Source organism: Promicromonospora thailandica, assembly GCF_024171955.1.
Taxonomy (GTDB): Bacteria; Actinomycetota; Actinomycetes; order Actinomycetales; family Cellulomonadaceae; genus Promicromonospora; species Promicromonospora thailandica.
The window spans coordinates 1-21,464 of the sequence record NZ_JAMTCS010000015.1; the positions used below are offsets into that span (position 1 = coordinate 1).

At 75.5% G+C, this 21,464-nt stretch carries 26 protein-coding genes; 11 read left to right on the forward strand and 15 right to left on the reverse strand.

Annotated features, from left to right (window positions below):
* Positions 1–566: MBL fold metallo-hydrolase (locus APR03_RS21610; protein ID WP_253839195.1), on the reverse strand; the 566-nt coding region annotated here is incomplete at its 3' end.
* Between the two features lie 105 nt (positions 567–671).
* On the reverse strand, positions 672–1,601 hold the full coding sequence (locus APR03_RS21615; RefSeq protein WP_253839196.1) for an alpha/beta hydrolase family protein: 930 nt from the start codon (positions 1,599–1,601) through the stop codon (positions 672–674).
* A 105-nt stretch (positions 1,602–1,706) separates the two neighbouring features.
* Between APR03_RS21615 and APR03_RS21620 the strand changes: the two genes are divergently transcribed.
* Complete coding sequence (locus tag APR03_RS21620) at positions 1,707–2,297, forward strand: TetR/AcrR family transcriptional regulator (protein ID WP_253839197.1); 591 nt, start codon at positions 1,707–1,709, stop codon at positions 2,295–2,297.
* On the opposite strand, the gene APR03_RS21625 is transcribed toward APR03_RS21620, so the two are convergent.
* A complete protein-coding gene (locus APR03_RS21625; RefSeq protein ID WP_253839198.1) occupies positions 2,283–2,867 on the reverse strand; it encodes a TetR/AcrR family transcriptional regulator in 585 nt (194 codons plus the stop codon). The two genes, APR03_RS21620 and APR03_RS21625, sit on opposite strands and share 15 nt — an antisense overlap.
* A gap of 67 nt (positions 2,868–2,934) precedes the next feature.
* On the opposite strand from APR03_RS21625, the gene APR03_RS21630 reads away from it, so the two are divergent.
* Complete coding sequence (locus APR03_RS21630) at positions 2,935–3,735, forward strand: MBL fold metallo-hydrolase (RefSeq protein ID WP_253839200.1); 801 nt, start codon at positions 2,935–2,937, stop codon at positions 3,733–3,735.
* A 66-nt stretch (positions 3,736–3,801) separates the two neighbouring features.
* Here the strand turns inward: APR03_RS21630 and APR03_RS21635 are convergent, their stop codons facing one another.
* A complete protein-coding gene (locus APR03_RS21635; RefSeq protein WP_253839202.1) occupies positions 3,802–4,572 on the reverse strand; it encodes a glycosyltransferase family A protein in 771 nt (256 codons plus the stop codon).
* Positions 4,565–5,104, reverse strand: a complete 540-nt coding sequence (locus APR03_RS21640; RefSeq protein ID WP_253839203.1) for a DUF2238 domain-containing protein — start codon at positions 5,102–5,104, stop codon at positions 4,565–4,567. The genes APR03_RS21635 and APR03_RS21640 overlap by 8 nt, the downstream gene beginning before the upstream one ends.
* 171 nt (positions 5,105–5,275) lie before the next feature.
* Here APR03_RS21640 and APR03_RS21645 point away from each other — a divergent pair, with 171 nt between their 5' ends.
* Positions 5,276–6,163 carry a S1 family peptidase gene (locus APR03_RS21645; protein WP_253839204.1) on the forward strand — a complete coding sequence of 296 codons (888 nt, stop codon included), beginning with the start codon at positions 5,276–5,278 and terminating at the stop codon, positions 6,161–6,163.
* A gap of 52 nt (positions 6,164–6,215) precedes the next feature.
* Here the strand turns inward: APR03_RS21645 and APR03_RS21650 are convergent, their stop codons facing one another.
* The gene (locus tag APR03_RS21650; RefSeq protein WP_253839205.1) at positions 6,216–6,575 is read right to left on the reverse strand and encodes a nuclear transport factor 2 family protein; all 360 of its coding nucleotides are present in this window, start codon (positions 6,573–6,575) and stop codon (positions 6,216–6,218) included.
* A 119-nt stretch (positions 6,576–6,694) separates the two neighbouring features.
* Between APR03_RS21650 and APR03_RS21655 the strand changes: the two genes are divergently transcribed.
* Positions 6,695–7,549, forward strand: coding sequence for a hypothetical protein (locus APR03_RS21655; RefSeq protein WP_253839206.1), 855 nt, complete (start codon positions 6,695–6,697; stop codon positions 7,547–7,549).
* Positions 7,550–7,563: 14 nt separating this feature from the next.
* On the opposite strand, the gene APR03_RS21660 is transcribed toward APR03_RS21655, so the two are convergent.
* Positions 7,564–7,785 carry a hypothetical protein gene (locus APR03_RS21660; protein WP_253839207.1) on the reverse strand — a complete coding sequence of 74 codons (222 nt, stop codon included), beginning with the start codon at positions 7,783–7,785 and terminating at the stop codon, positions 7,564–7,566.
* Positions 7,786–7,866: 81 nt separating this feature from the next.
* On the opposite strand from APR03_RS21660, the gene APR03_RS21665 reads away from it, so the two are divergent.
* Both APR03_RS21665 and APR03_RS21670 read left to right on the forward strand, forming a co-directional pair.
* Complete coding sequence (locus APR03_RS21665; RefSeq protein WP_253839208.1) at positions 7,867–8,622, forward strand: alpha/beta fold hydrolase; 756 nt, start codon at positions 7,867–7,869, stop codon at positions 8,620–8,622.
* 353 nt (positions 8,623–8,975) lie between these two features.
* Positions 8,976–9,977 carry a hypothetical protein gene (locus APR03_RS21670; protein ID WP_253839209.1) on the forward strand — a complete coding sequence of 334 codons (1,002 nt, stop codon included), beginning with the start codon at positions 8,976–8,978 and terminating at the stop codon, positions 9,975–9,977.
* Positions 9,978–10,040: 63 nt separating this feature from the next.
* Here APR03_RS21670 and APR03_RS21675 read toward each other — a convergent pair whose 3' ends face one another.
* Both APR03_RS21675 and APR03_RS21680 read right to left on the reverse strand, forming a co-directional pair.
* Positions 10,041–10,991 carry a hypothetical protein gene (locus APR03_RS21675; protein ID WP_253839210.1) on the reverse strand — a complete coding sequence of 317 codons (951 nt, stop codon included), beginning with the start codon at positions 10,989–10,991 and terminating at the stop codon, positions 10,041–10,043.
* A gap of 57 nt (positions 10,992–11,048) precedes the next feature.
* Complete coding sequence (locus APR03_RS21680) at positions 11,049–12,053, reverse strand: N-acetylmuramoyl-L-alanine amidase (protein ID WP_253839212.1); 1,005 nt, start codon at positions 12,051–12,053, stop codon at positions 11,049–11,051.
* A 105-nt stretch (positions 12,054–12,158) separates the two neighbouring features.
* Between APR03_RS21680 and APR03_RS21685 the strand changes: the two genes are divergently transcribed.
* The 3 genes from APR03_RS21685 (at position 12,159) to APR03_RS21695 (ending at position 13,862) form a co-directional block, all read left to right on the forward strand.
* A complete protein-coding gene (locus APR03_RS21685; RefSeq protein WP_253839213.1) occupies positions 12,159–12,518 on the forward strand; it encodes a GntR family transcriptional regulator in 360 nt (119 codons plus the stop codon).
* Positions 12,519–12,642: 124 nt separating this feature from the next.
* Positions 12,643–13,404, forward strand: coding sequence for a DUF899 family protein (locus tag APR03_RS21690; protein WP_253839214.1), 762 nt, complete (start codon positions 12,643–12,645; stop codon positions 13,402–13,404).
* A 35-nt stretch (positions 13,405–13,439) separates the two neighbouring features.
* Positions 13,440–13,862, forward strand: a complete 423-nt coding sequence (locus APR03_RS21695) for a hypothetical protein (RefSeq protein WP_253839215.1) — start codon at positions 13,440–13,442, stop codon at positions 13,860–13,862.
* A 20-nt stretch (positions 13,863–13,882) separates the two neighbouring features.
* Here the strand turns inward: APR03_RS21695 and APR03_RS21700 are convergent, their stop codons facing one another.
* Both APR03_RS21700 and APR03_RS21705 read right to left on the reverse strand, forming a co-directional pair.
* A complete protein-coding gene (locus tag APR03_RS21700) occupies positions 13,883–14,899 on the reverse strand; it encodes a hypothetical protein (RefSeq protein ID WP_253839216.1) in 1,017 nt (338 codons plus the stop codon).
* Complete coding sequence (locus APR03_RS21705; protein WP_253839217.1) at positions 14,892–15,899, reverse strand: hypothetical protein; 1,008 nt, start codon at positions 15,897–15,899, stop codon at positions 14,892–14,894. Before APR03_RS21705 ends, APR03_RS21700 begins: the two co-directional genes overlap by 8 nt.
* 142 nt (positions 15,900–16,041) lie before the next feature.
* Here APR03_RS21705 and chrA point away from each other — a divergent pair, with 142 nt between their 5' ends.
* Positions 16,042–17,271, forward strand: coding sequence for a chromate efflux transporter (chrA, locus tag APR03_RS21710; protein WP_253839218.1), 1,230 nt, complete (start codon positions 16,042–16,044; stop codon positions 17,269–17,271).
* Positions 17,272–17,278: 7 nt separating this feature from the next.
* On the opposite strand, the gene APR03_RS21715 is transcribed toward chrA, so the two are convergent.
* From APR03_RS21715 to APR03_RS21730, 4 genes are read right to left on the reverse strand one after another with little or no spacing between them, the layout of a single operon-like run.
* Positions 17,279–18,082, reverse strand: coding sequence for an SDR family NAD(P)-dependent oxidoreductase (locus APR03_RS21715; protein WP_253839219.1), 804 nt, complete (start codon positions 18,080–18,082; stop codon positions 17,279–17,281).
* Positions 18,079–19,014, reverse strand: a complete 936-nt coding sequence (locus tag APR03_RS21720) for an NADP-dependent oxidoreductase (RefSeq protein WP_253839221.1) — start codon at positions 19,012–19,014, stop codon at positions 18,079–18,081. Before APR03_RS21720 ends, APR03_RS21715 begins: the two co-directional genes overlap by 4 nt.
* 28 nt (positions 19,015–19,042) lie before the next feature.
* Positions 19,043–20,248, reverse strand: a complete 1,206-nt coding sequence (locus APR03_RS21725) for a YibE/F family protein (RefSeq protein ID WP_253839223.1) — start codon at positions 20,246–20,248, stop codon at positions 19,043–19,045.
* A gap of 45 nt (positions 20,249–20,293) precedes the next feature.
* A complete protein-coding gene (locus tag APR03_RS21730; RefSeq protein ID WP_253839225.1) occupies positions 20,294–20,707 on the reverse strand; it encodes a nitroreductase/quinone reductase family protein in 414 nt (137 codons plus the stop codon).
* A 117-nt stretch (positions 20,708–20,824) separates the two neighbouring features.
* On the opposite strand from APR03_RS21730, the gene APR03_RS21735 reads away from it, so the two are divergent.
* On the forward strand, positions 20,825–21,448 hold the full coding sequence (locus APR03_RS21735; RefSeq protein WP_253839227.1) for a TetR/AcrR family transcriptional regulator: 624 nt from the start codon (positions 20,825–20,827) through the stop codon (positions 21,446–21,448).
* The last annotated feature ends 16 nt before the right edge of the window (positions 21,449–21,464 follow it).

Genomic DNA, 21,464 nt, shown 5'->3' on the forward strand with positions numbered 1-21,464 from the left:
AGGACGCCGCGGCCTTGGGCGCCGGCGGCCCAGTGGGCCACGGTGGAGCCGGGGAAGTGTCCGCCGGGCTGGGTCAGGGTGATGCCGGGCAGGATCTGGAGGTCGGTCTTCCAGGTCTGGACGGCGGGGTCGGTGCGGGCCAGCCAGTCGGCGTCGTCCTGGGCGACCAGGATCGGCACGCCGCCCAGGCGGCGGCTCCATTCGACCTGGACGCCGTACATGTGGGGGTGGCTGGCCACGATGCAGGCCAGGCCGCCGAGGTCCTGGACGGCGGCCACGGCGGTGTCGTCGAGGTAGCCGGGTACGTCGAACAGGAGGTTGCCGGCGGGGGTGCGTACGAGCTTGGCGGTGGGGCCGATGCCGACGTCGGGCACGGTGGTCAGGCCGTACAGGTCGGGCTCGAGCTCTTCGACGGCGATGCTCTGCCCGGCCGCGGCCAGCTCCTCCAACGTCGTCCAGTGCTGCCCGTCCGGCGGGACCAGCTCCCGCTCGTCGGCGCACACGGCGCACACGGGCCGCCGCGTCTCGTGCTCCACCCCGCACCTGCTGCAGATCCAGAACGTCATCCGCTCCCCCTTCGCCGGCTCGCGCTCCGCGCCATCGTCGGAACCATCGTCGGACGAGCGGACGCGGCTCGCCACGGGCACCCGTGGCGAGCCGCACCCGTCGGCTCAGCGGACCTCGACGCGGCCCGCCGGGTCGGCGGCGTCGGCGAGCTCGGAGACCGCCTCGGCCCAGGCGTCGTCCGCCACGCGCAGCGCGGTGCGCAGGTAGGCGGTGGACAGCCGCTGGATCAGGGCCACCCGCTCCGGGCTCTCGTCCGTCGTCTCGGTCACCTGGTAGCCGGGGATGCCGCCGAGCGAGTGCTCCGCCCCGAACACGGTGAGCAGGGCCTTGCTGCCCGGGCTCAGGTGGTACGGGTCGGCGAACCAGTCGGGGCCGCGCGTGGACAGCGCGGACTTGTCCTGGTCGCCGGCCACGACGAGCGTCGGCGTCGTCATGCCGTCGAAGTCCGGGTTCATGAACGAGAAGTTCTCGGCCGCGAAGGGCGTGAGGTCGTCGCCGCCCGTACCCGGCGTCGCCAGCAGCACGCCGGCCGTGACGCGCGCGTCCGACAGGTCCTCGCCCGGCTGCCCGTCGGCGTCGAGGACCCGCGCGCCGAGCAGGGTGCTCGCCGTCTGACCGCCCCAGGAGTGGCCCGCGACGGCGATCCGGTCGCGGTCGAGGCGCCCGGCGAGCCCCGGCACGGCGGCCTCCACGGCGTCGAGGTGGTCCAGGACGGCTCGCAGGTCGTCGACGCGGAGGCGCCAGATGCGCGGGTACCGCGCGTCGTCGGGCGTGAGGCCGAGGGTGCGCGAGTCGAGGTGCGTCGGCTGGACCACGGCGAAGCCCTGCGCGGCCCAGTGGTCCACCAGCGGCGCGTAGCCGTCCAGGGACTCGCCGAACCCGTGCGAGAAGACGATCACCGGCAGGCTCGTGCCCGCGGCCGGCGCGGTGACGCGCACCCGGAGGTCCTCGCCGCGGTCCGCCGCCGTGGGCAGCACCACCGGGCGGACCGAGACGATCGGTGCGGACGTGGCCGCATGTGTCGTTGTGCTCATGGAAGTTCCCTTCGAACCGTGCCAGACTGTTAAGCGGAACGCCGCTCCGATCAACATACGGAGCGCTGTTCCGCTTGTCAACGCGTGCCCGAGAGAGGACCTGTGATGGAGGACACCGGCGAGCAGGCTGCTCCCCCGCGCAAGCGTGCCGACGCCCGGCGCAACGAGCAGGCGCTGCTGGAGGCCGCCGCGGCCGTCTTCGTCCGGTCCGGCGTGCAGGCGCCCGTGCGCGAGATCGCGGCCGAGGCAGGCGTGGGGATGGGCACCATCTACCGCCACTTCCCGCAGCGCGCCGACCTGGTGATCGCGGTGTACCGGCACCAGGTCGAGGCGTGCGCCGCCGCGGGGCCGGCCCTGCTCGAGTCCGCGCCCACGCCGCACGCCGCGCTGGGCCGGTGGGTCCGGCTCTTCGTCGAGTTCCTCGTCACCAAGCACGGGCTCGCGGGCGCGATGCGCGACGACGACGCCGGCTTCGCCGCCCTGCACGGCTACTTCCTCGACCGGCTGGTGCCGGTGTGCGCGAGCCTGCTCGACGCCGCCGCGGCCGCCGGGGAGATCGAGACGGACGTCAGCGCCCTGAACCTCATGCACGGCATCGGCAACCTGTGCATCGGCGCCGACAAGGACCCGGGGTACGACGCCGGCCGGCTCGTCGACCTGCTGGTCGCGGGCCTGCGCCGGTCAGCCGTCGGCTGAGCCCGCCGGCGTCGTGGACGCGAGCACCCGCTCGACGAGGTCGTCGAGCACCGCCGCGTCGACCCGCCTGCCCTCGAACGTCACCAGCACGAGCACCGACCCCGTCAGCAGCGCGAGCGCGGGCTCCACGTCGCGCCGGGCGACGTGGGCGGCCAGGACCGCGCGCATCCCGGCGGTCCCGGTCTCGTAGAGGCGCGTGCGCAGGCGCGCGACCACGTCGCCCTCGTTCGCGTGCTCGACGACGCCCGCGAGCAGCCGGTCCAGGTGCCCGTGCGTGAGGTCGTCCGCGAAGTCCGCGAGCGCGGCGCGCAGGTCGGCGCGCAGGTCCCCGGTGGCGGCGGGGTGGTCCGCCTCGTCGCAGATCAGCTCGACGGCGGCCTCGACCAGGTCCAGCCGCGTGGGCCAGTGGGCGTAGACGGTGGCCTTCGCGTACCCGGCCCGCCGGGCCACGGCCGCGTGGGTGACGGCGTCCCAGCCGTCCTCGACCAGCAGCTCGCCGGTCGCGCGGACGACGTCGCGCCGGGTCCGGACCACGCGCGGGTCCAGCGCCTCCTCGGTCTCGCTCGCCATGGGCGCGATCCTACGACCTGCTGGACGCCGTTGACACTTTCAGACGGCTAGTTCAATACTGGCCGCCATGACCATCAATGCCGCGGTCGACACGACCGTCACCGTGCACCAGCTGCCCACCGGCACGTACGAGACCCCAGCCGCCCTGGCCTTCCGCGGCGGCTCCTTCCGCGAGCGCCGGCAGTTCGCGGCGACGGCGGTGCTCGTGCGGCACCCGCGCGGGGACGTGCTCGTGGACGCCGGCTTCGGGGCGCGCGCCGAGGAGCACATCCGGTCGCTGCCGCCCTACCGCCGCTCGCCCCACACGCTCGGGGCGACCGTGAGCGAGCAGCTGGACGCCGCGGGGTACGACCGGGCGCGGCTGGCCGGGGTGCTGCTGACCCACTCGCACTGGGACCACGTGAGCGGGCTCGACTCGCTGGACGTGCCGGTGCTGGTGACCGCGCAGGAGCTGCGGTACGCGGAGCACAGCCGCGGCGACGCCGTGTTCCGGCAGGTCGTCGCGGACCGCGAGGTGCGCACCTACGAGTTCGGGGGCCCCGCCCACCTCGGCTTCCCCGCCGCGCACGACCTGTACGGTGACGGCGCGATCGTCGTGGTGCCGGCGCCCGGGCACACGTCCGGGTCGGTCGTCGTGCTCGTGACGACGGGGGCGGGCGTGCGGTACGCGTTCGTGGGCGACCTGGCGTGGCAGCTCGAGGGCGTGACCCGTGGGGCGCAGCGCCCGCTGCTCATGCGGCTGCTCGCGGACAGCGACCCGGGGCAGGTACGCCGGGACCTGGACCGCGTGCGTGCCCTGGGTCCGGGCACCCGGGTGGTGCCGGCGCACGACCTGCGGGCGTACGAGGGCATCCCACGCCTGGCGTGAGCCTCCGCTCCCCGGATCCGGCTGCTCGGAGCCTGGGTTCCTGGTCCGGTGAGATGTCGGTGATGGTCAGCCCGCGACCGCGCGCCACCACCGCGCCCACGGGGGCGCCACCCGCCAGTTGAGGTGGAGGGTGCGCCAGGCGCGGTCGAGCCGCCGGCGGCGCTGGCGCCGTCCGCGCAGGCTGCGGGCCGAGACCCCCACCCGCCAGGTGCGGCACAGGCGGATGCGCCGGTCCGGGCCGAGCCGGAACGCCAGGTCGAGGTCGTCGTGCACCTCGGGGTCGTCGCGGACGACGTCGGCGCGCGCCGCCCGCCACGCGTCCGCGCGCACCGCCATGCACGACCCCCACAGGGCGGTGTGCCCGAGCGCCAGGTGGGCGAGCACGTAGTACGCGCCCAGGTACCCGACGGACAGGACCGTGCGCAGGCCGCGCGGCGCGTCGTGGAACAGGCCGGTGCCTGTGAGGGCATCCAGCCGGGGGTCTTCGGACATCCGCTCCACCACGGTGCGCACCCAGTCCGGGCCGGGCCGCGAGTCGGCGTCGAGCCGCGCGATGACGTCGCCCTTGGCGGCGTCGTACCCGGCCGCGGCGGCGGCCGGGATGCCGACGCGCGGTTCGGCGACGACGACGGCGCCCCACCGGTGCGCGACCGCGGCCGAGCCGTCGGACGACGCGTTGTCGACCACGACGACCTCCAGCGGCGCGATGCTCTGGCGCGCGAGCAGGGACAGGCAGACGTCCAGGGCCGCGGCGTCGTCGCGCACGGGGACGACGACGGAGACGGTCAGCGCCGGCGGCGCTGTCCCGGGCCGTGACCCGGGCGCCGTGTCAGCCACGGCCGGCCTCCGTGGGCCGGGCGGCGAGCACGATCCCCGCGGTCAGGGCGCCGAGCAGGCCGAACGCGAGGTCGCCGACCGTGTCCTGGTACCCGACGAAGATGTCGTCGTCGAGGAAGGTGTGCCCGGCCCACTCCCCCAGCTCCCACAGCACCGCGCCGAGCGCGCCGACCGCGGTGGTCAGCGCGACCAGCGCGGCGCCCGTGACGCGCCCGCGCACCAGCGCGACCGTGCCGACGGCGGCCACCAGGCCCGTGCACACGGCGTGGACGAGGAGGTCGAGCCACGGGACGGCGTCGTACCACCCGAGCAGCGCCGCCCAGGCGGCGAACAGGAGGCTGCCGCCGAAGGCGAGGTCGAGCCCCGTCGGCAGGCCGAGCGCCCGCGGCACCACGGTGCCGCCGAGCACGAGGAACAGCAGGGCGCCCGCGACCCCGCCGATCACCGGCACGGCGACGACGACGCTGACCGCGGTGGCGGCCCGCACCAGGTCGCCGGGCACGGGGCCGTGCGCGACGGCGGTGGGGCGCATGGGGTCTCCGGGGCGTAGGCGGGGCGTGTCGGGCCGGTTTCGCCCAGTCTGGCACCGGGTCGGTTCACCCGCGCGGAATGCGCGGTCTGCGCCGCACGCCGCGAGTCCTCGGGGCCGGGGCTACGTTCGAAGGACCACTTGGACGCACGCCTCTCTCCCCAGGAGGTAGCCATGAGGCACACACCCCGCCCCGAGAACCGCCCCGCCCGCCGGGCACGCCTGACCGCGGTCGTCGCCGGGCTCGCGTTGAGCGTGTCCGCCGTGTCCACCCTGGCCGGACCGCCGTCCTCGGCACGGCCGGACGGCCCGACGGCGGCCGAGCTCGGGCAGGTGAGCGCGGCCGTCGACGCGACGGGCGTCGACAACATCGCCTGGTACACCGACGACGAGCGCGGCACGGTCGTCGTGACGGTGGGCTCCCCGGTGTCCGCGGCCGACCGCGACCGCCTGCGCGACGCCGCCGGGGGCACGCCCGACGCGGTCACGATCCGGGAGGCGCCGGGCCCGCTGCGGCCCGCACTCGGCAGCGGTGACGCCATCCACGGCCCGGACTACCGCTGCTCCGTCGGGTTCAACGTGCACACCGCCCGCAAGGACTACCTGCTCACGGCGGGCCACTGCGGCGACGAGGTCGGCACCTGGTACGCCGACGAGGGCCTGACCGTGCTGGTCGGACCCACCGTCGACGCGAAGTACCCCGGCAACGACTACGCGCTCGTGCGGTACGAGAACGACTCGATGCAGCGGCCCGGCGGCTTCAGCGCGGGCAAGGCCCACGTGGGCCAGGAGGCCACCCGGAACGGCTCGACCACCGGGAAGCACTGGGGCAAGGTCACCGCGCTCGACGTCACGGTGAAGTACGAGGGCGGCGACACGATGTACGGCATGATCCAGACCGACATCTGCACCGAGCCGGGCGACTCCGGCGGGCCGCTGTACTCGGGCACCACCGGGCTGGGCATCACCTCGGGCGGCAGCGGCGACTGCGCCTCGGGCGGCGTCTCGTTCCACCAGCCGCTGCTGGAGGCGCTGAAGGACCACGGCGTCCGGCTCAACTGAGCCGTCGGTCAGCGCTCGGGACCACCTCGGTCGTCGCCGGGGCCCCAGCGGTTCAGCGGAACAGGACGGTGTAGACCTTCGCGAGCAGTCCGTCGCGGACAAAGCCCATGTCCGTCCCGCGGACGACCGGGGGCGCCCCCTCGGGTCCGAGTGCCCACGCCAGGTAGCCCATGTCCTGGACCTGGTAGAAGTCGCCGTCCGGCCGGAACACGAGACCCGGCGCTCCGTCGAGGATCTCCCGCACCTTCAGGTCGAGCGCCTCGTGCCCCTCGACCCGGCCCTCCACGTCGGCGAAGACCACGTCCGGGGTGTACGTCCGGCGGATCGCCTCCGCCCGGCGAGCGGCGTCGCGCTCGCCGAAGACCTCCAGCAGGTTGGCGCGCATCAGCTTCTCGAGACCCGGGTCCGGCATGAGATCCTCCCGATCTACGTGAACCTTCACTCGAAGCTAGGTTCGCGCAGGACGCCCGTCAAGACGCCACTCCACGCGTGGTAGTCGACCTACAACGGGCAGAGCAGTACGTTTCCCCCATGAGCAGCGACAGCGACGCCCCGGCGAGCGAGGGCGGCGAGAAGACCGAGCGCATGGACCGCCTGCGGGCCCTGTTGACCAAGCCCATCAAGATTCCCGAGTCGGCGTCGAGCGACAGCGACGACGCCGACTACGCCGCCGCCGTGGCTGCGGCCACCCCGCCCGAGGGGACGTCCGAGGGGAAGCGTGCCCAGATGACCGCGCAGACGCCGAAGGGTGGCAAGGGTGCCAAGACTCCCGTCGAGACGCCGCCCGCCGTCAAGGCCGCCGCCGAGGCGCTGGACCGGCTCACCGACGAGGAGAAGGAGGCGGTCGTCGACGGTGCGGCCGGCCGGGGCCGGTCGCGGCGCACGTGGGCGGACGCCTACCTCGCCAAGCCGGACAAGCCCCTCACGCCCGAGGAGGTCCGTGCCGAGCTGACCATCTCCCTCAAGGAGCAGGGCACGGAGCTGCGCGAGCTGGTGACCAGGGAGGTCGCGTCCGTCCGCACGAAGCAGGCCGAAGCGCTCGAGCAGGCGGTCGCACAGGCCGTCGAGCAGGCCCTCGCCCAGGCCCGGGAGCACGCGGACGCCGCGGCCGACCGCGCCGTCACGGCGGCACGCGAGGAGTCGGACCGGCTGCGCGGGCGGCTCGACGAGCTCACCGCGACCACGGGCGCCCTGCGGACCGACCTCGACGCCGCGCGCGCTGCGGCGTCGAGCGCGCAGGCCGCCGCGGACGCCGCGGCCACCGCAGCGGACGAGGCGCGGCAGGCGGCCGGCGCGGCGGCGAAGAAGGCGGCCACCGCCAGCACGTTCGCCCTCGTCGGGATCGCGCTGGCGGTGGTGGCCGCCGTGCTCGCCGTGGTCCTGTGACGTGACCGCCGACCTCAGCGAGGGTCGTCGAGGTCGGTACCGGCGCGCAGCACGAAGCGCCGGTGCCGCCGGGGTGCACCGTGGGCGTGGCCGGCGTAGTGCACCGCCCTCTCCGTGGCCGGTGCGTACGTGACGCGGGAGCCGGCCACCAGCTCGTCGACGAGCGCGGCGAACGCCGCCTCGACCGGGGACGCGACGCGACCGCCCGGCACCTGACCTTCCGAGGTTTCGTACATGTGTTCGATCCTATCCGTCGCCCCCTCGGGAGTCCACCTATGCGCTGGCCGTCTCGGGGCCGTCGCCGCTACCGTCGCCCGATGATCCTCAGCCACGACACCACCGGCTCCGGCCCCGCCGTGCTGCTCCTGCACGCCGGCGTCGCCGACTCCCGCATGTGGGAGCCGCAGGTGGCCGCGCTCGCCCGCACGCACCGGGTGATCCGGTGCGACCTGCGCGGCTACGGCGCCACGCCCCTGACCGACGAGCCGTACGACGACGCGGGTGACGTGCGGGCCCTGCTCGACACGCTGGGCGAGAGCCGCGTGGCGATCGTCGGCGCCTCCTTCGGGGGCAACGTCGCCCTCCAGGTCGCCTCCGCCTGGCCCGACAGCGTCTCGCACCTGGTGCTGGTCAACGCCGCCTTCGAGCTGCCGGCCACCCGCTCCCTGCAGCGCTTCGTGCGCCGCGAGGACGCCCTCCTGGAGGCCGGCGACGTCGAGGGCGCCACCGAGCTCAACGTCGCCACGTGGGTGGGGCCCGAGGCCGACGACGAGGCGCGCGCACTGGTCCGCACCATGCAGCGGCACGCGTTCGAGGTCCAGCTCGGCGCGGGCGACGACGTGCGGCAGAACCCCGGCCCGGAGATCGACCTCGACGCCGTCACCGCCCGCACCCTGATCGTCTCGGGCGGCCAGGACCTCGACCACTTCCGCGCCGTGGCCGGCCACCTCGCGGGGCACCTGCCCGGCGCCAAGCACGTGCAGCTCGGCTGGGCCGGGCACCTGCCCAGCCTGGAGCGCCCCGACGAGGTCACGGAGCTCGTCACGGACTTCCTGGCCGAGCAGGCCGCCTGACCCGTGGCGACCGAACGCGACCCGGCTGCCGGGTGCGGCCGGCCTACCGGGCGGTGACCGTACCGTCGCGCAGCAGGGCCCAGGTGCGCGAGTCCGGCGAGAACAGGGCACGCCCGGTTCCAGCAGCACGGGTGCCACGTTGCCCCACCGGGCCCGCAGCCGCTCGTACACCGCGGCGGGCTCGGCGCTCGTCGTGGTCTCGATGAGCGGCGTCAGGTCCCCCAGGTCGGACAGGCGCTCGACATGCACCGGGCAGATGGCCGGATGGTCATCCGACCGCCATGCGATGGCTGTCTGCCGGTAATACCCCCGGTGGAGCGTGCTGTCCGGCACACCGACTCGAGGAGGACGGCATGAGCACAGGGGTACGCAGGACGGTCGGCGCGGCAGCGGCGGCCGCGGTCCTGGCGATCGCGGCGGCGGGGACGGCCGCGCCGGGGGCGGCAGCGGGGACGGCAGCGACGGCAGCGAGCGCCGCCGCGGTGGCGCAGCGGTGGGCACCCGTTCACCACCAGGACGTGGACCAGACCGGGACCAACGCCCTCGGCGGCCGCTCGGACTACATCGCGGCGTATGACTTCGACGGCGACCTGGACGCCCGCAACAACTGGGAGCACACCGGCGGCCAGCCGCTGGCCGCGACCGCGTACTACTCGGTGCTGGAGACGAGCACCCACTGGTTCGTGACGTACATGTTCTTCCACCCGCGGGACTGGTCGGACTCGATCTTCGACACGGAGCACGAGAACGACGCCGAGGGCGTCATGGTGGCGGTCCAGAAGGACGGGTCACCGTACGGGGTGCTGCGGGCAGCGGTGACGGTGGCGCACCGCGACTTCTACTCCTGGACGCCACAGGGCAGCACGTGGGGTGCCGGCGGCGAGTCGTTGGACGGCACGCTGCCGATGGTGGCGAGCCCGCACGACGGCCTGGCGCGCCCGGCCACCGCGCAGGAGGCCAAGGGTCACGGGCTCAAGGCACGCGGCGGCTACGACATCGTGGGCGACGGCGTGGTCTACCACCCGGGGGACCGCGCCGAGGTGCCGGAGCACCCGGACGACCGGGACGTGTCCTACCGCCTGGTGGACGTCCACGCACCGGGTGGCCTGTGGGCGCACCGTGCCGACGCCGCGCTGTTCGCGAGCCCGGGTACGTTCGCGGGTGACGCCTCGGGCAGCTGCGGCGACGGCGGGATCTCGTGCACGCAGAACTCCGCGAACGCCCCCTGGGGGTGGGACGACGGCGACGACGTGCCGGGTCGTGGTGCTCTGGCGACCGACCCGGCGGGGTTGGTCGCGAGCTATTTCCGCATCCCGGAGCCTCTGGACCGGGCGTACGTGACGTACCCGTTCTGACCCTCGACCTGAGGTCGAGGGTCGTCAACCCTCAACCTCAGGTCGAACCTCAGACCGGGCACGTCAGGCCAGGCGGGCCGTCAGCGTCAGCTCCTGGCCGACGTCCAGCCGGACGTCGGCCAGGCGGACGCCCTCCGGGAGCCGGGCCCCCAGGTCGATGTCGCGCGCGGTGGCCGCGTCCACCCGGCCCTTGACGGTGCCCAGCAGCGCCGCCACGAGGGGGTTGCCGCTGGTGAGCTGCACGTCGCGGACCGCCAGCACCATGTCGGCGTCGACGCTGACCGACGCCGTGGCCTGCACGCGCGCCGACAGGAAGATGCCCTTCTTGATCGCGGCGTCGACCCGCAGGGTGGCCGAGCGCGGTCCGGTGGAGGTCAGGTCCAGGTCGAGGCCGGTCAGCGTGATGCCCTGCTGCAGCAGCACGACCGCGAGGATGCCCCGCACGGTCGCGACCAGGCCGTCCTTGTCGACGGCGACCCGGGCGTGCCCCGAGACCGGGTGCTCGGCCGACGGCTCGACCGGCTCGGCGCCCACCCGGCCGTCGGCGCCCTCGACCCAGTCGAAGCGGAGCCCGGACAGCTCGGCCGTCACGTCGACCGGCAGGTCCACCACGACGAGCCGGTGCGCGTCCAGCCGGACGTGCCGGAGGGTCGCGGGCTCCCGGCGGACGACGTCGGGCCGCCAGGCCACCGACCCTCCCGCGCCCACCTGCCCCGGACCGGGCGCCGCCGGTGTGCCGTCGAACCGCACCACGACGCCCGACAGGTCGATCCGCGCCGAAGTCACGTCCGCGCCGTCGAGCACGGTCGTGACGGTGGCCCGGTCCAGCCCGGCGACGCGCTCGCCCAGCTCCTGGGCGAGCGTCTCGCGGACGCGGGCGGCGAGGTCGGCGCCGTCGACCGGGCGGGGCGCGGCGCCCAGCGGCACCGCTTCGGGTACGGGGCTGGTCGTAGGGCTGGGCACTGCGCGGTCGGCCGGCGTGACGGTGGCGGGGTGCTGGGCGGCGTCGGTCATGGACGCGACACTATCCGGAGGCACCGACACCCACCGCCCCGCCGGCCGGGCGACGGGTCAGACCCGTCCGGCGTTGAGCCGTCGCTGCAGGGCCATGACGGCGCGTGACTCCCGCGAGATCACACCGTCGACCGGGGTGCCGAGGTAGCGCTGCAGGGCGCTGATCGTCTGCGGGCCGATCTTGCCGTCGCGCTGACCGCCGGGCATGCCGATCCGGGCCTGGAGGGCGGCGATGACGCGGGAGCCCTGGGCGTCGGCCACCCAGCGCCAGCCGGTGGTGAGGCCGGGGTTGCGGTCGCGCCAGACGACGCTCTGGGAGGAGACGACGCCGTCGACGGTGGTGCCCAGCTCCTGCTGGAGGCGCCGGGTCGTGGCCGAGCCCCAGGCGCCGTCGACCACGAGGCCACCGGGTTCGCCGGGGCTGGGCGGCGTGGAGCCGTCGCCGGTGCGGATGTCGTCGAGGCGGGCGTAGGCGTGCCGGCCGGGGCACGCGGTGGCCTTGACGTCGCGATGACCGTAGAGCGGTGCGGCGCTGGTCCACCAGCGGCCCTTGCCCTCGCCGTAGATGGCGGCGGCGGTGGAGACCTGCGCCGCCGTCGGCTGGCTGGTCTCGTAGTTGCCCGCGAGGCAGATGGACCGGGCGGTGCTGTTGCGCCCGCCCGTGTGGGTGCCGCGGCGGTTCCAGCTCACGCCCTGGTAGGCCCGCCCGGAGGGGAAGACGACCACGTTGTAGGAGATGCCGGTGCCGAACCGGGACTGGCCGACGCTCTCCAGCGCCCGCATCTGCTCGGCCTCCGCGGCGATGCTCGCGTCGGGCGAGAGCTGCGCCGTCACGGAGTGGTGCAGGAAGACCTCGACGGCGGGGCCGGTCAGGGTCAGGTCCCCGTCGGGGTAGCGCGCACCCCAGGAGGCGCGGGAGGCGATGCTTACGGCGGCCTGAGGTACCGCGGCGGGCTCGCCCGTCGGGTACTCCCCCGGCGCCTCGCCCGCGGGCTGGTCGTCGCTGCCGAGCACCTCCAGCACGTTCCCCTCGTCGTCCGTGATCTCGTAGAACGTCGACATGGCAGCCCCCAATGCTCCAGTTATGTCCTACTTGTCTGACCTGGCCCCCATGTCTACCAGCGGGTGAACTTTCCGGCCACCCCCGCTGGTGGCACCGCTTGTAGGGTGGCGGACGTGATCAGCATCGACGCCGACTCCCCGGTCCCGCCGTTCGAGCAGGTGCGCACGGCGCTCGCCCAGCAGATGGCGGACCGGACGCTGCCCGTCGGCACGCGGCTGCCGACGGTCCGGGCCCTGGCGGCCGAGCTCGGCATCGCGGTCAACACGGTGGCGCGGGCCTACCGGGAGCTTGAGTCCGCGGGCCTGGTCGAGACGCGGGGCCGGGCAGGCACGTTCGTCAGCGCGGCCGGCGACCAGCGGCTGGCCCGGGCCCAGGAGGCGGCGGCCCGCTACGCGGCGACCGTCCAGGGGCTCGGCATCGGCCGGGCGGAGGCGCTGGAGATCGTCGCGGCCGCCCTGCGGTAGGCGTGGGGTGTCGATCTCGGCGCGGCTCGTTCGTCGAAGGTGTGCGGCGACCGATGAGCTCCGGCACGGGTCGTCGTCCGTACGGGTGACCCGCCCGTCGAGCCGACCCAGCGAGGAGACCACCATGACCACAGCTGAGACCACCGCCGTCCCGCCCGTCGTCGACCGCGCCGCCTGGCAGGCCGCCCGCGACGAGCTCCTCGTGCGGGAGAAGGCGCACACGCACGAGGGGGACGCGATCGCCGCGGCGCGCCGGCGTCTGCCGATGACCGAGGTCGACGCGGGCGCCGTCGTCGTCGGGCCGCAGGGGCCCACGACCCTGCTGGACCTGTTCGCGGGGCGCGAGGAGCTGGTGCTCTACAAGCACATGTGGCACGCCGGCGAGCCGTTCGAGAACCAGTGCGAGGGCTGCACCATGACCTACTGGGCGGTCCAGGACCCGGCTTACCTGACGGCCCGCGGCGTGTCGTTCGGGGTGGTCGCGCGGGCGCCCTGGCCCGAGCTCGCGCCCTTCGTCGAGTTCATGGGCTACCCGCAGCACTGGTACTCGGTGCGGGACACGGCCGAGGAGGTGCTGTCCGGCGGCGACTTCGGCACGTGGACGTGCTTCCTGCGGCAGGGCGAGAGGGTGTTCCTCACCAACACCGTCACGGGCCGGGGCGCGGAGGCGACCATGCCCGCCCTGTCCCTGCTGGACATGACGGCGCGCGGCCGCCGCGAGGCGTGGCAGGACTCCCCCGCGGGCTGGCCCGAGGGTCGTGCGCCGGGCTGGTTCTGGCGGGCCGACGAGACCGGCGCCGGGATCGGTCACGGCGGCCGCCCCGCGGTCCAGTGGGGCCGCCCGGGCGCCGCGGCGGTGGCACCCGGCGGGCGGCACCACCACTGACACGCGCAGCCGCCGGCGGGTGCGAGACTTCCGGCATGCGCGACGACGAGTGGGCAGGACGGCGGGCGGAGGCGGTCCGGGTGCAGGCGGAGCGCCTGCGGGCGCGGCAGGACGCCGAGCACACCCGGGCCGAGGACATGCTGCGGCGGTTCACGGCCGCCGCGCACGCCGCGAAACTCGAGCCCGAACCCCTGGTGGTGCGGGGGTACGGGGGCCGCGGGACGGCGCGCACCGGCCTGCGGGGCTGGTACCTGCGCGTGGACCGCAGCGCCGCGGTGAGCACCGACGGCGGCTTCTACGTGCTCACCGCGCCGCTGAACCTGCTGGACCGCGTACGCGGCACGCGCCCCGAGCCGGCCCGCCCGCCCCTCACGCTCGGGGCGGGCGGCAAGGACGGCGAGTCGGTCCCGCTGGCCGACGCGCTGGAGCGCCTGCTGCCGGGCTGGCAGGACGGCTAGCCGTACCGGGTGAGGACCGGTCACGGACCGGTCAGGAGGCGCTCACGGCGCTGGTCGAGGTCCGCGAGCCGGCCGGCCACCTCGACGCTGCGTACCGTGACGGCCGCCTGTGCCCGGTCCACGGCGTCCAGGGCGTCATGTACCCGGTCACCGGCGTCGTACGCACCGTCGACGAAGAAGCGGTGGAGGACCGCGGTGTCGAACAGGAAGTCGAACGGACCGAGGAACTGAACGGCCGCGAGCCGGTCCGCCCGGTCGTGGCCCACCCCGTCGATCTTCCTGGCCAGCTCGCGCAGTGACTCCCCGGCCTTGCGCATCAGCCCGGCGGCCTGGTCCATCTGGTCAGCCTTGCGCCCGTCGGTGAGGAGGATCGGGCTCCTCCTGAACCGCCGCGTCCGGGCACGCCGCTCGGCCTGCGCCCGTCCCCACGCGTCGTCGAGGTGCCCCAGCGCGCCGACCAACGCCGTCCGGGCACGGTCCGCTGTGGCGGACAGCTCGTCCAGCTCGGCGAGCTCACGGCGCAGCACCTGGGACGCGTCCGCCAGGCGGCGCAGCTCCGGGACGGCGGGCGAAGCCGTCTGGATCGACCATGCCTCCGCGGCCGCGAGCGCGCCGGCGTACCAGGCGTCGACGTCGCCGAGACCCCGCAGGGTCGCGCGCACGGCCGCTATCTCGCGCTCCCGGTCGGCGATCGCGGTGCGGGCCGCCGCCGCGCGCGCCTCGGCCGCCCGCTGCTCGGTGCGACGGTCCGCGAGCAGCGCCGCGCGCCTGCCACGGACGACGGCCAGGATCGTCGAGGGAACGGGTCGCCCGAGCCGCCTGATCCCGGCCGTAGCGCGGTCCAGCGCGGCCGCGGCGTCCGTCAGCTCGGTGCGGGACCCGTCGAGCGCCGACCGCAGCACACCGAACCGTTCGGCGAGCGCGCGGTGCTCCGCCACCGCCTCGGCGGCGGCGTCCAGCTCGGCCTGGAGCTGTCGCCCGTCACCCGGTGCGCGACGCGGTACGGCGGGCTGGTCCGGCCCGGCGGCCTCACGCACCGGTCAGGAGGTGCTCGCGGCGGGCGCCGAGCTCGCCGAGGCGGGCCTCCAGGGCGGCCGCCCGGTCGGCGGCGCCCTGGCGCACGCCGCCGACGGCGACCTGCGCCGCACGGACCCGGTCACGGGCCTCGTTGATGCGGTTCATGACCGACCAGTCGCTGAAGATGTCGTCGAGCCACACGTCGAACGTGGCGCTCAGGCCGTCGACGCCGATGCCGCCGACACCGTCGCGGCCCAGGTCGCCGAGCTCGCGTGCCAGGGCGTGCAGCGCCTCGTCGGCGGTGCGCATCAGGGCGACGGCCTGGTCCATCTTCTCGCGCTTCACCAGGTCGGCGACGAAGCCCCCGCCGCCGAAGGTGTCGTAGGCGGCCCAGCCGCTCGCGCTGTCCAGGTGCTTCCGGGCGCCCGCCAAGGCCGCGCCGGCGACGTCCGCGGCGGCGACCACCTCCCGCACCTCGGTGAGCTCGGCGCGCGCCGCGCCGACCTCCGCCGCCAGACCGGTCAGCTCGCGCGCACCGTCGGCGCCGGAGCCGACCACCCACGACTCCTTCGCGGCGAGGGCCCGGTCCCGCCGTGCCCCGACGTCGCCCAGCCCGGCCAGGTCGGCGGCGACGACGGCGCTCTCGCGCTCCGCGACGGCGACGGCACGCCGCGCGGCGGCCACCTGGTACTCGGCGGCACGCTGCTCGGCGCGCTCGGCCTCCAGGCGCTCGTCCCGGTCGCCGCGCAGGGTCGCCCAGATCAGGGTGGGGCTGAGCTCCTCGAGCCGGCGCACATCGGCGGCCTCGCCCGCGAGCGCCTCCGTGGCGCGCGCCAGGCCCTTCTCGGCGGTCGCGAGCGCGGCGCGGGCCGACTCCAGCCGGCCGCTCAGGCGCCGGTGCTCGGCGACCGCCTGCTGGGCCGCCTCGAGCTCGGCCTGGATCTCGTGGCCGGGCCGCCGTGATCCGGGCTGCTGAGATCCGGGCTGCTGAGATCCGGACTGGTGCGCGTCCTGTGCCATGGCGGCAGGGTATGCGGTCGCGTCGCACCGCGACATGAAAGACATCGCGACATGAAAGGCATCGCGACACGAAAGGCGTCGCGACACGATGAGCGCCGCGGCACGGGGGACGCGAGACCCCGGGCCCGGTACGGTCCGGGGTGTGACCACTCCCCCCGGCACGGCCCGCGAGGTGTTCGCCGTCTTCCTGCGGCTGGGCCTGACGTCGTTCGGCGGGCCGGTGGCCCACCTGGGCTACTTCCGCGAGGCCTTCGTGGTCCGCCGGCGCTGGCTCGGCGACCGTGCGTACGCCGACCTCGTCGCGCTGTGCCAGTTCCTGCCCGGCCCGGCGTCGAGCCAGGTGGGGATGGCGATCGGGCTGCGCCGTGCCGGGCTCCGGGGGCTGCTGGCGGCGTGGGCGGGGTTCACGCTGCCCTCGGCCGTGCTGCTGGTCGCGTTCGCGTACGGCGTGCTCGCCGGCGGGGACGCGGCCGGGAGCGGGTGGCTGGGCGGGCTCGAGGCCGCGGCCGTGGCGGTCGTGGCGCAGGCCGTGCTCGGCATGCGGCGCACGCTGGCGCCGGACGCACGCCGCGCGACCCTGGGGGCCGCGGCCATGGTCGCGACGCTGCTCGCGCCCGCGGTGCCCGGGCTGCCGGTGGCGGTGGCTCAGGTCGGCGTCATCGTGCTGGCGGGCGTGGCGGGTCTGCTGTGGCTCCCGGGCGGTGGCGCCGCGGGTGACCCGCCCGGTGACGAGCCGTTCGCCGTGCCGGTCGGGCGGCGGGCCGCCGTCGTCTGCCTGGCCCTGCTCGCCACGCTGCTCGTGGCCCTGCCCCTGCTCGTGGCCGCCACCGGGGACGGGCTCGCCCGGCTCGCGGACCTCTTCGTCCGTGCCGGCTCCCTGGTGTTCGGCGGCGGGCACGTGGTGCTGCCGCTGCTGCAGGCCGAGACGGTGGCCACGGGCCTGGTGCCGCACGACCAGTTCCTCGCCGGGTACGGCGCCGCGCAGGCGGTTCCCGGCCCGCTGTTCACGTTCGCGGCCTACCTGGGCGCCGTGACGACGTCCGGGCCGACCGGCCTGGTGGGCGCCGCGACGGCGCTGGTGGCGGTCTTCCTGCCGTCGGCCCTGCTGGTGGTGGGGGCGCTCCCGTTCTGGGAGCGGCTGCGTCGCGCGCCCCGGGCCCGGCGCGTGCTGGCGGGCGTCAACGCGGGCGTGGTGGGGCTGCTGGGCGCCGCGCTGTACGACCCGGTGTTCACCCGGGGCGTGCTCGCCGCGGACGACCCGATGGTCGCGCTCGCGCTCGTCGTCGCGGCCTTCGTGGCCCTCACGACGTGGTCGGCTCCACCGTGGGCCGTGGTGGTCGCGGCGGGGCTCCTCGGCTGGGCGGTCCTCTGAGACGCCGTCAGCCCGCGGACCGTCCCAGGTCCTCCCAGCGCAGCCAGCCCGCAATCCGTTCGCGCGTGATCGGCAGCACGGCGTCGACGGCGAGGTCGCCCACGAGCACGCGCAGGGGCGGGTCGTCGACGTCGGTCACGGCGAGCACCACGCGGGCCACCGCCTCCGGCGTCGACGAGCCGGGCGGGTGCCAGGCGGCGGCCCGCAGCGCGCCGTAGGCGGGCAGCGGCTCGGCCCGCACCGCGGACTCGCCGCGCCACTGGGTGTCCACCGGCCCGGGCTCCACGATCGTCACGTGCACGCCGAAGCCCGCGACCTCCTGCGCGAGCGCCTCGGACAGCCCCTCCAGCGCCCACTTGGACGCGCTGTACCCGCCGAGCCCGGGCCACGCGGCCACGCCGCTGGAGCTGGACACCTGGACCAGGTGCCCGGAGCCCTGCCCCCGCAGCACCGGCAGCGCGGCCTGGGTCACGTGCAGCACCCCGAGCAGGTTCACCTCGAGCTGCTCGCGCAGCTGGGCCGGGGTGATCTCCTCGACGTACCCGAACAGGCCGTGACCGGCGTTGTTGACCACCACGTCGATGCGTCCGAACCGCGCGACGGCGGCCCGGACGGCGGCACCGGCCGCGGCGGCGTCGGTGACGTCCAGGCGCAGCGGCACGACGGCGTCCGGGTGCGCCGCGACCAGGTCGTCCAGCGCCCGCGGGTCCCGCGCCGTGGCGGCCACGCGGTCGCCGCGCTCCAGCGCCGCCGTCGCGATCGCGCGCCCGAGGCCCCGTCCCGCGCCGGTCACGAACCAGACCCGGCTCACCGTGCGTCGCCCGGCCCGGTGGGCACGAGCACGACCTTGCCGCCCGCGTGGCCGCCGTCCACCAGCTCCGCCGCGCGGGCGGCCTCGGCCAGCGGCAGCACTGCGGCCACCGGCACGCTCACCTCGCCGCGGGCCACGAGCGCGGCCAGATCGGCAAGGTCGTCCGACGACGGCTCGGCCCGCTCGGAGAGCTCCACGCCCAGCGCGGGGCCCTCGGGGTCGGCCAGGGTCAGCACCCGGTCGGTGCCGCCGCGCAGCTCGATGCTGTCGGGCAGCACGCCCGCGCCGGCGGCGTCGAGCACCGCGTCGACCGCGGGCGCCGTGCCGGTGAGCGCCAGCAGCGCCCGAACGCGCCGCACCAGCCCCGGCCCGTACGTCGTGGGCGTCGCCCCGAAGCCCGCGACGCGGTCCTGGCGGGCGGCCGACGCCGTGCCCACCACGCGCACGCCCGCCGCGACGGCGAGCTGGGTCGCGATCCCCCCGACGCCGCCGCTCGCACCGTGCACCAGCAAGGTCTCGGCGGGCCGCGGCGCGAGGATGCGCAGCGCCCGCCGCGCCGCCTCGCCCGCCACGGGCAGCGCCGCCGCCTGGGCCGGGTCGACGCCGTCGGGCACCCGCGCCCACCGCTTCAGCACGGCCAGCTCCGCGGCGCCGCGGCTGGTCCAGCCCATGACCCGGTCGCCGACGGCGACCCCGGTGACGCCGTCGCCCACCTGGTCGACCACCCCGGCGACCTCGAGCCCCGGCACCCCCGGCAGGCGGGTGCGGAACGCAGACTCCATCGCCCCGGACCGGACCGTGCCGTCGAACGGGTTCAGGCCCACCGCCTCGACCCGCACCCGGACCCGGCCGGGCCCGGCCTCGGGCTCCGGGACCTGGCCCAGGTGCAGCACCTCCGGGCCGCCGAACCTGTCGTAGACCACCGCTCGCATGCCGTTCTCCTCTCGTGCCACCGGCACTCTACGGCGCCCACGACTGTGCCACCGGTGAGAGGAGCTCGGGATCGGACCCGGGGTCGGGGTCCGCCGCGAACCCCGCACCCGGTACCGGACCGGGCACGGTGAGCGTCGCGATGGCCGTGGTGACCGGGATGGCGAGCACGAGCCCGATCGACCCCACGAGGGTGCGCACCACCTCCTCGGCGATCTCCCCCGAGGTCAGGGCCGCGACGGGCGACTGGTCCACGAGCCAGACCATCATCAGCAGCGGCAGCGCGGCGCCCACGTAGGCGAAGGCGATCGTGTAGACGGTCGAGGCGATGTGGTCGCGCCCGATCCGCATCGCCGAGGCGAACAGCTCGGCGCGCGAGGCGGCGGGCGCCACGGCGCGCAGCTCCCACACGGCCGAGGCCTGCGTGATCGTCACGTCGTTGAGCACGCCCAGGCCGGCCAGCACGATGCCGCACAGCGCGATGCCGCGCAGGTCCGCGCCGGGCGCGCTGGAGGGCAGGAACGCGGACGCCTCGTCGGTGGTGCCGGTGATCTGCGCGGCCCCGGACGCCCACGCGGCGATGCCTGCCGTCAGCGCGAGGCCGACGAGCGTGCCGAGCAGCGCCGTCGACGTCCGCGCGGACAGCCCGTGCGCCAGGTACAGCGTGGCGAACATGATGAGGCTGGCCGTCACGAGCGCCACGCCGAGCGCGTGCTGCCCGGCGAGCAGCGCCGGCAGGGTGAAGCCCAGGAGCACCACGAACGCGAGCCCGAGGCCGGCCATCGCGGCCAGGCCGCGCCACCGCGCCACCAGGAGCACCACCAGGGCGTAGGCGACCGCGAGCAGCGCGACAGGCAGCTCGCGCTGGAAGTCCAGGAAGACGAGCGGGTCGACGCCGGGCTGCGCCACCGCGGAGATGTCGACGGCGGTGATGCGGTCCCCCTCGGAGAGCGGCACCGACGGGCCGGGCGACTGCATCCGGGACTCCGCGCCGCCGGGCAGCTCCACCGGGATGCTGCCCGTGGCCGGGTCCGCGGAACCCGTCACGGTGACGTCGACGAACGACGTACCCTCGGCCCGCGCCGGCACCCGGTCGGGCACGTCCGCGGCGCTCGGCCACAGCAGCCACAGGCCCGCCAGGGTCGCGAGCAGCGCCGACACCAGGATCGTGACCAGGAAGAACGTGGTCCGGGGCGCGGCGGGGCCCGCCGAGCCGTGCGAGGGAGCGTGCGCCATGCCGACATCCTGACCCAGCACCGCGCGCTGGGCGCGGCGAGCGGGTCACCCGGCGAACGTCACCTCGACGAGGCGGCAGCGCCGCACCCAGTCCTCCAGGTCGACGGGCTGGGCCAGGTGCCCCGGGTTGGCGGGCTGGTTCAGGTCGGCCACGATCTCGGTGAGCACCGCGCGCCGCTCCTGGTCGTCGACGACGGGGCGCGCCGTGGCCGGCAGGTCGGCCCGGACGCCGTGCTTGAGGTGGAAGGTGAACGCGGGCCGCGCCACCAGGTTCACGTACCAGCTCGGCCGGTCCACCGTGCCGCTGCACAGGTAGGTCCGCCCCGCCACGTGGTAGAAGAAGATCTCGATGCGCCGGGGCAGCCCCGTGCGCCGCCCCGTGGTCGTGATGTCCACGATGCGCTGCCGGGTCGTGGCCGCCGGGGTGATCGCGATCGCGCTCCGTACCGCCTCGTCCATCAGTGTGTCCTCTCAACAGGGTGCGAGCCGATCGACTCACCACCCACGGTAGGCGCTGTTAGGTTGTGAGTCAAGCGACTCACCTCACAGGTCGGCACGCTCCGGCATGATGGGCACATGGCGACAGGCACGGGCACCTACCACCAGCAGCTTGCGGAGCAGAAGCGGGGCGCGATCCTCGACGCGGCGACCCGCCTCTTCATGGCCGACGGCTACGCGGGCGCCTCGCTCGCCCGGGTCGCGCAGGACGCCGAGGTCTCCCGGGCCACCCTGTTCAAGCAGTTCCCCACCAAGGCGAGCCTGTTCGAGGCCGTGGTCACCCACCAGTGGGCCGCGACGTCGGACGACCGCGACACCCCGGAACCCGGCGACCTGGCCCGGGGCCTGCGCACCTACGGCCGGCGGTACGCCGCCCTCATGTCCCGGCCCGAGATGGTGGGCCTGTACCGCCTGGTGATCGCCGAGATGCCGCGCTTCCCGCAGGTGGCGCAGACCCAGTTCGAGACCGGCAAGATGCCGTTCTTCCGGGAGCTGGAGGACTACCTGCGGGCCGAGCACGCCGCCGGCACCGCGCGCGTCGACGACGCCGTCCTGGCCGCGTCCAACTTCCTGGGCATGGTCGGCGGCTACGCCTTCTGGCCCCGCCTCATGGTGGTGGGCTGGGACCCCACGCCCGCCGAGGTCGAGCACGCCGTCGACGAGGCGGTGGCCACCGCGGTCGCGCGGTACTCGGTGGCCTGAGGGGTGAGCCGAGCCG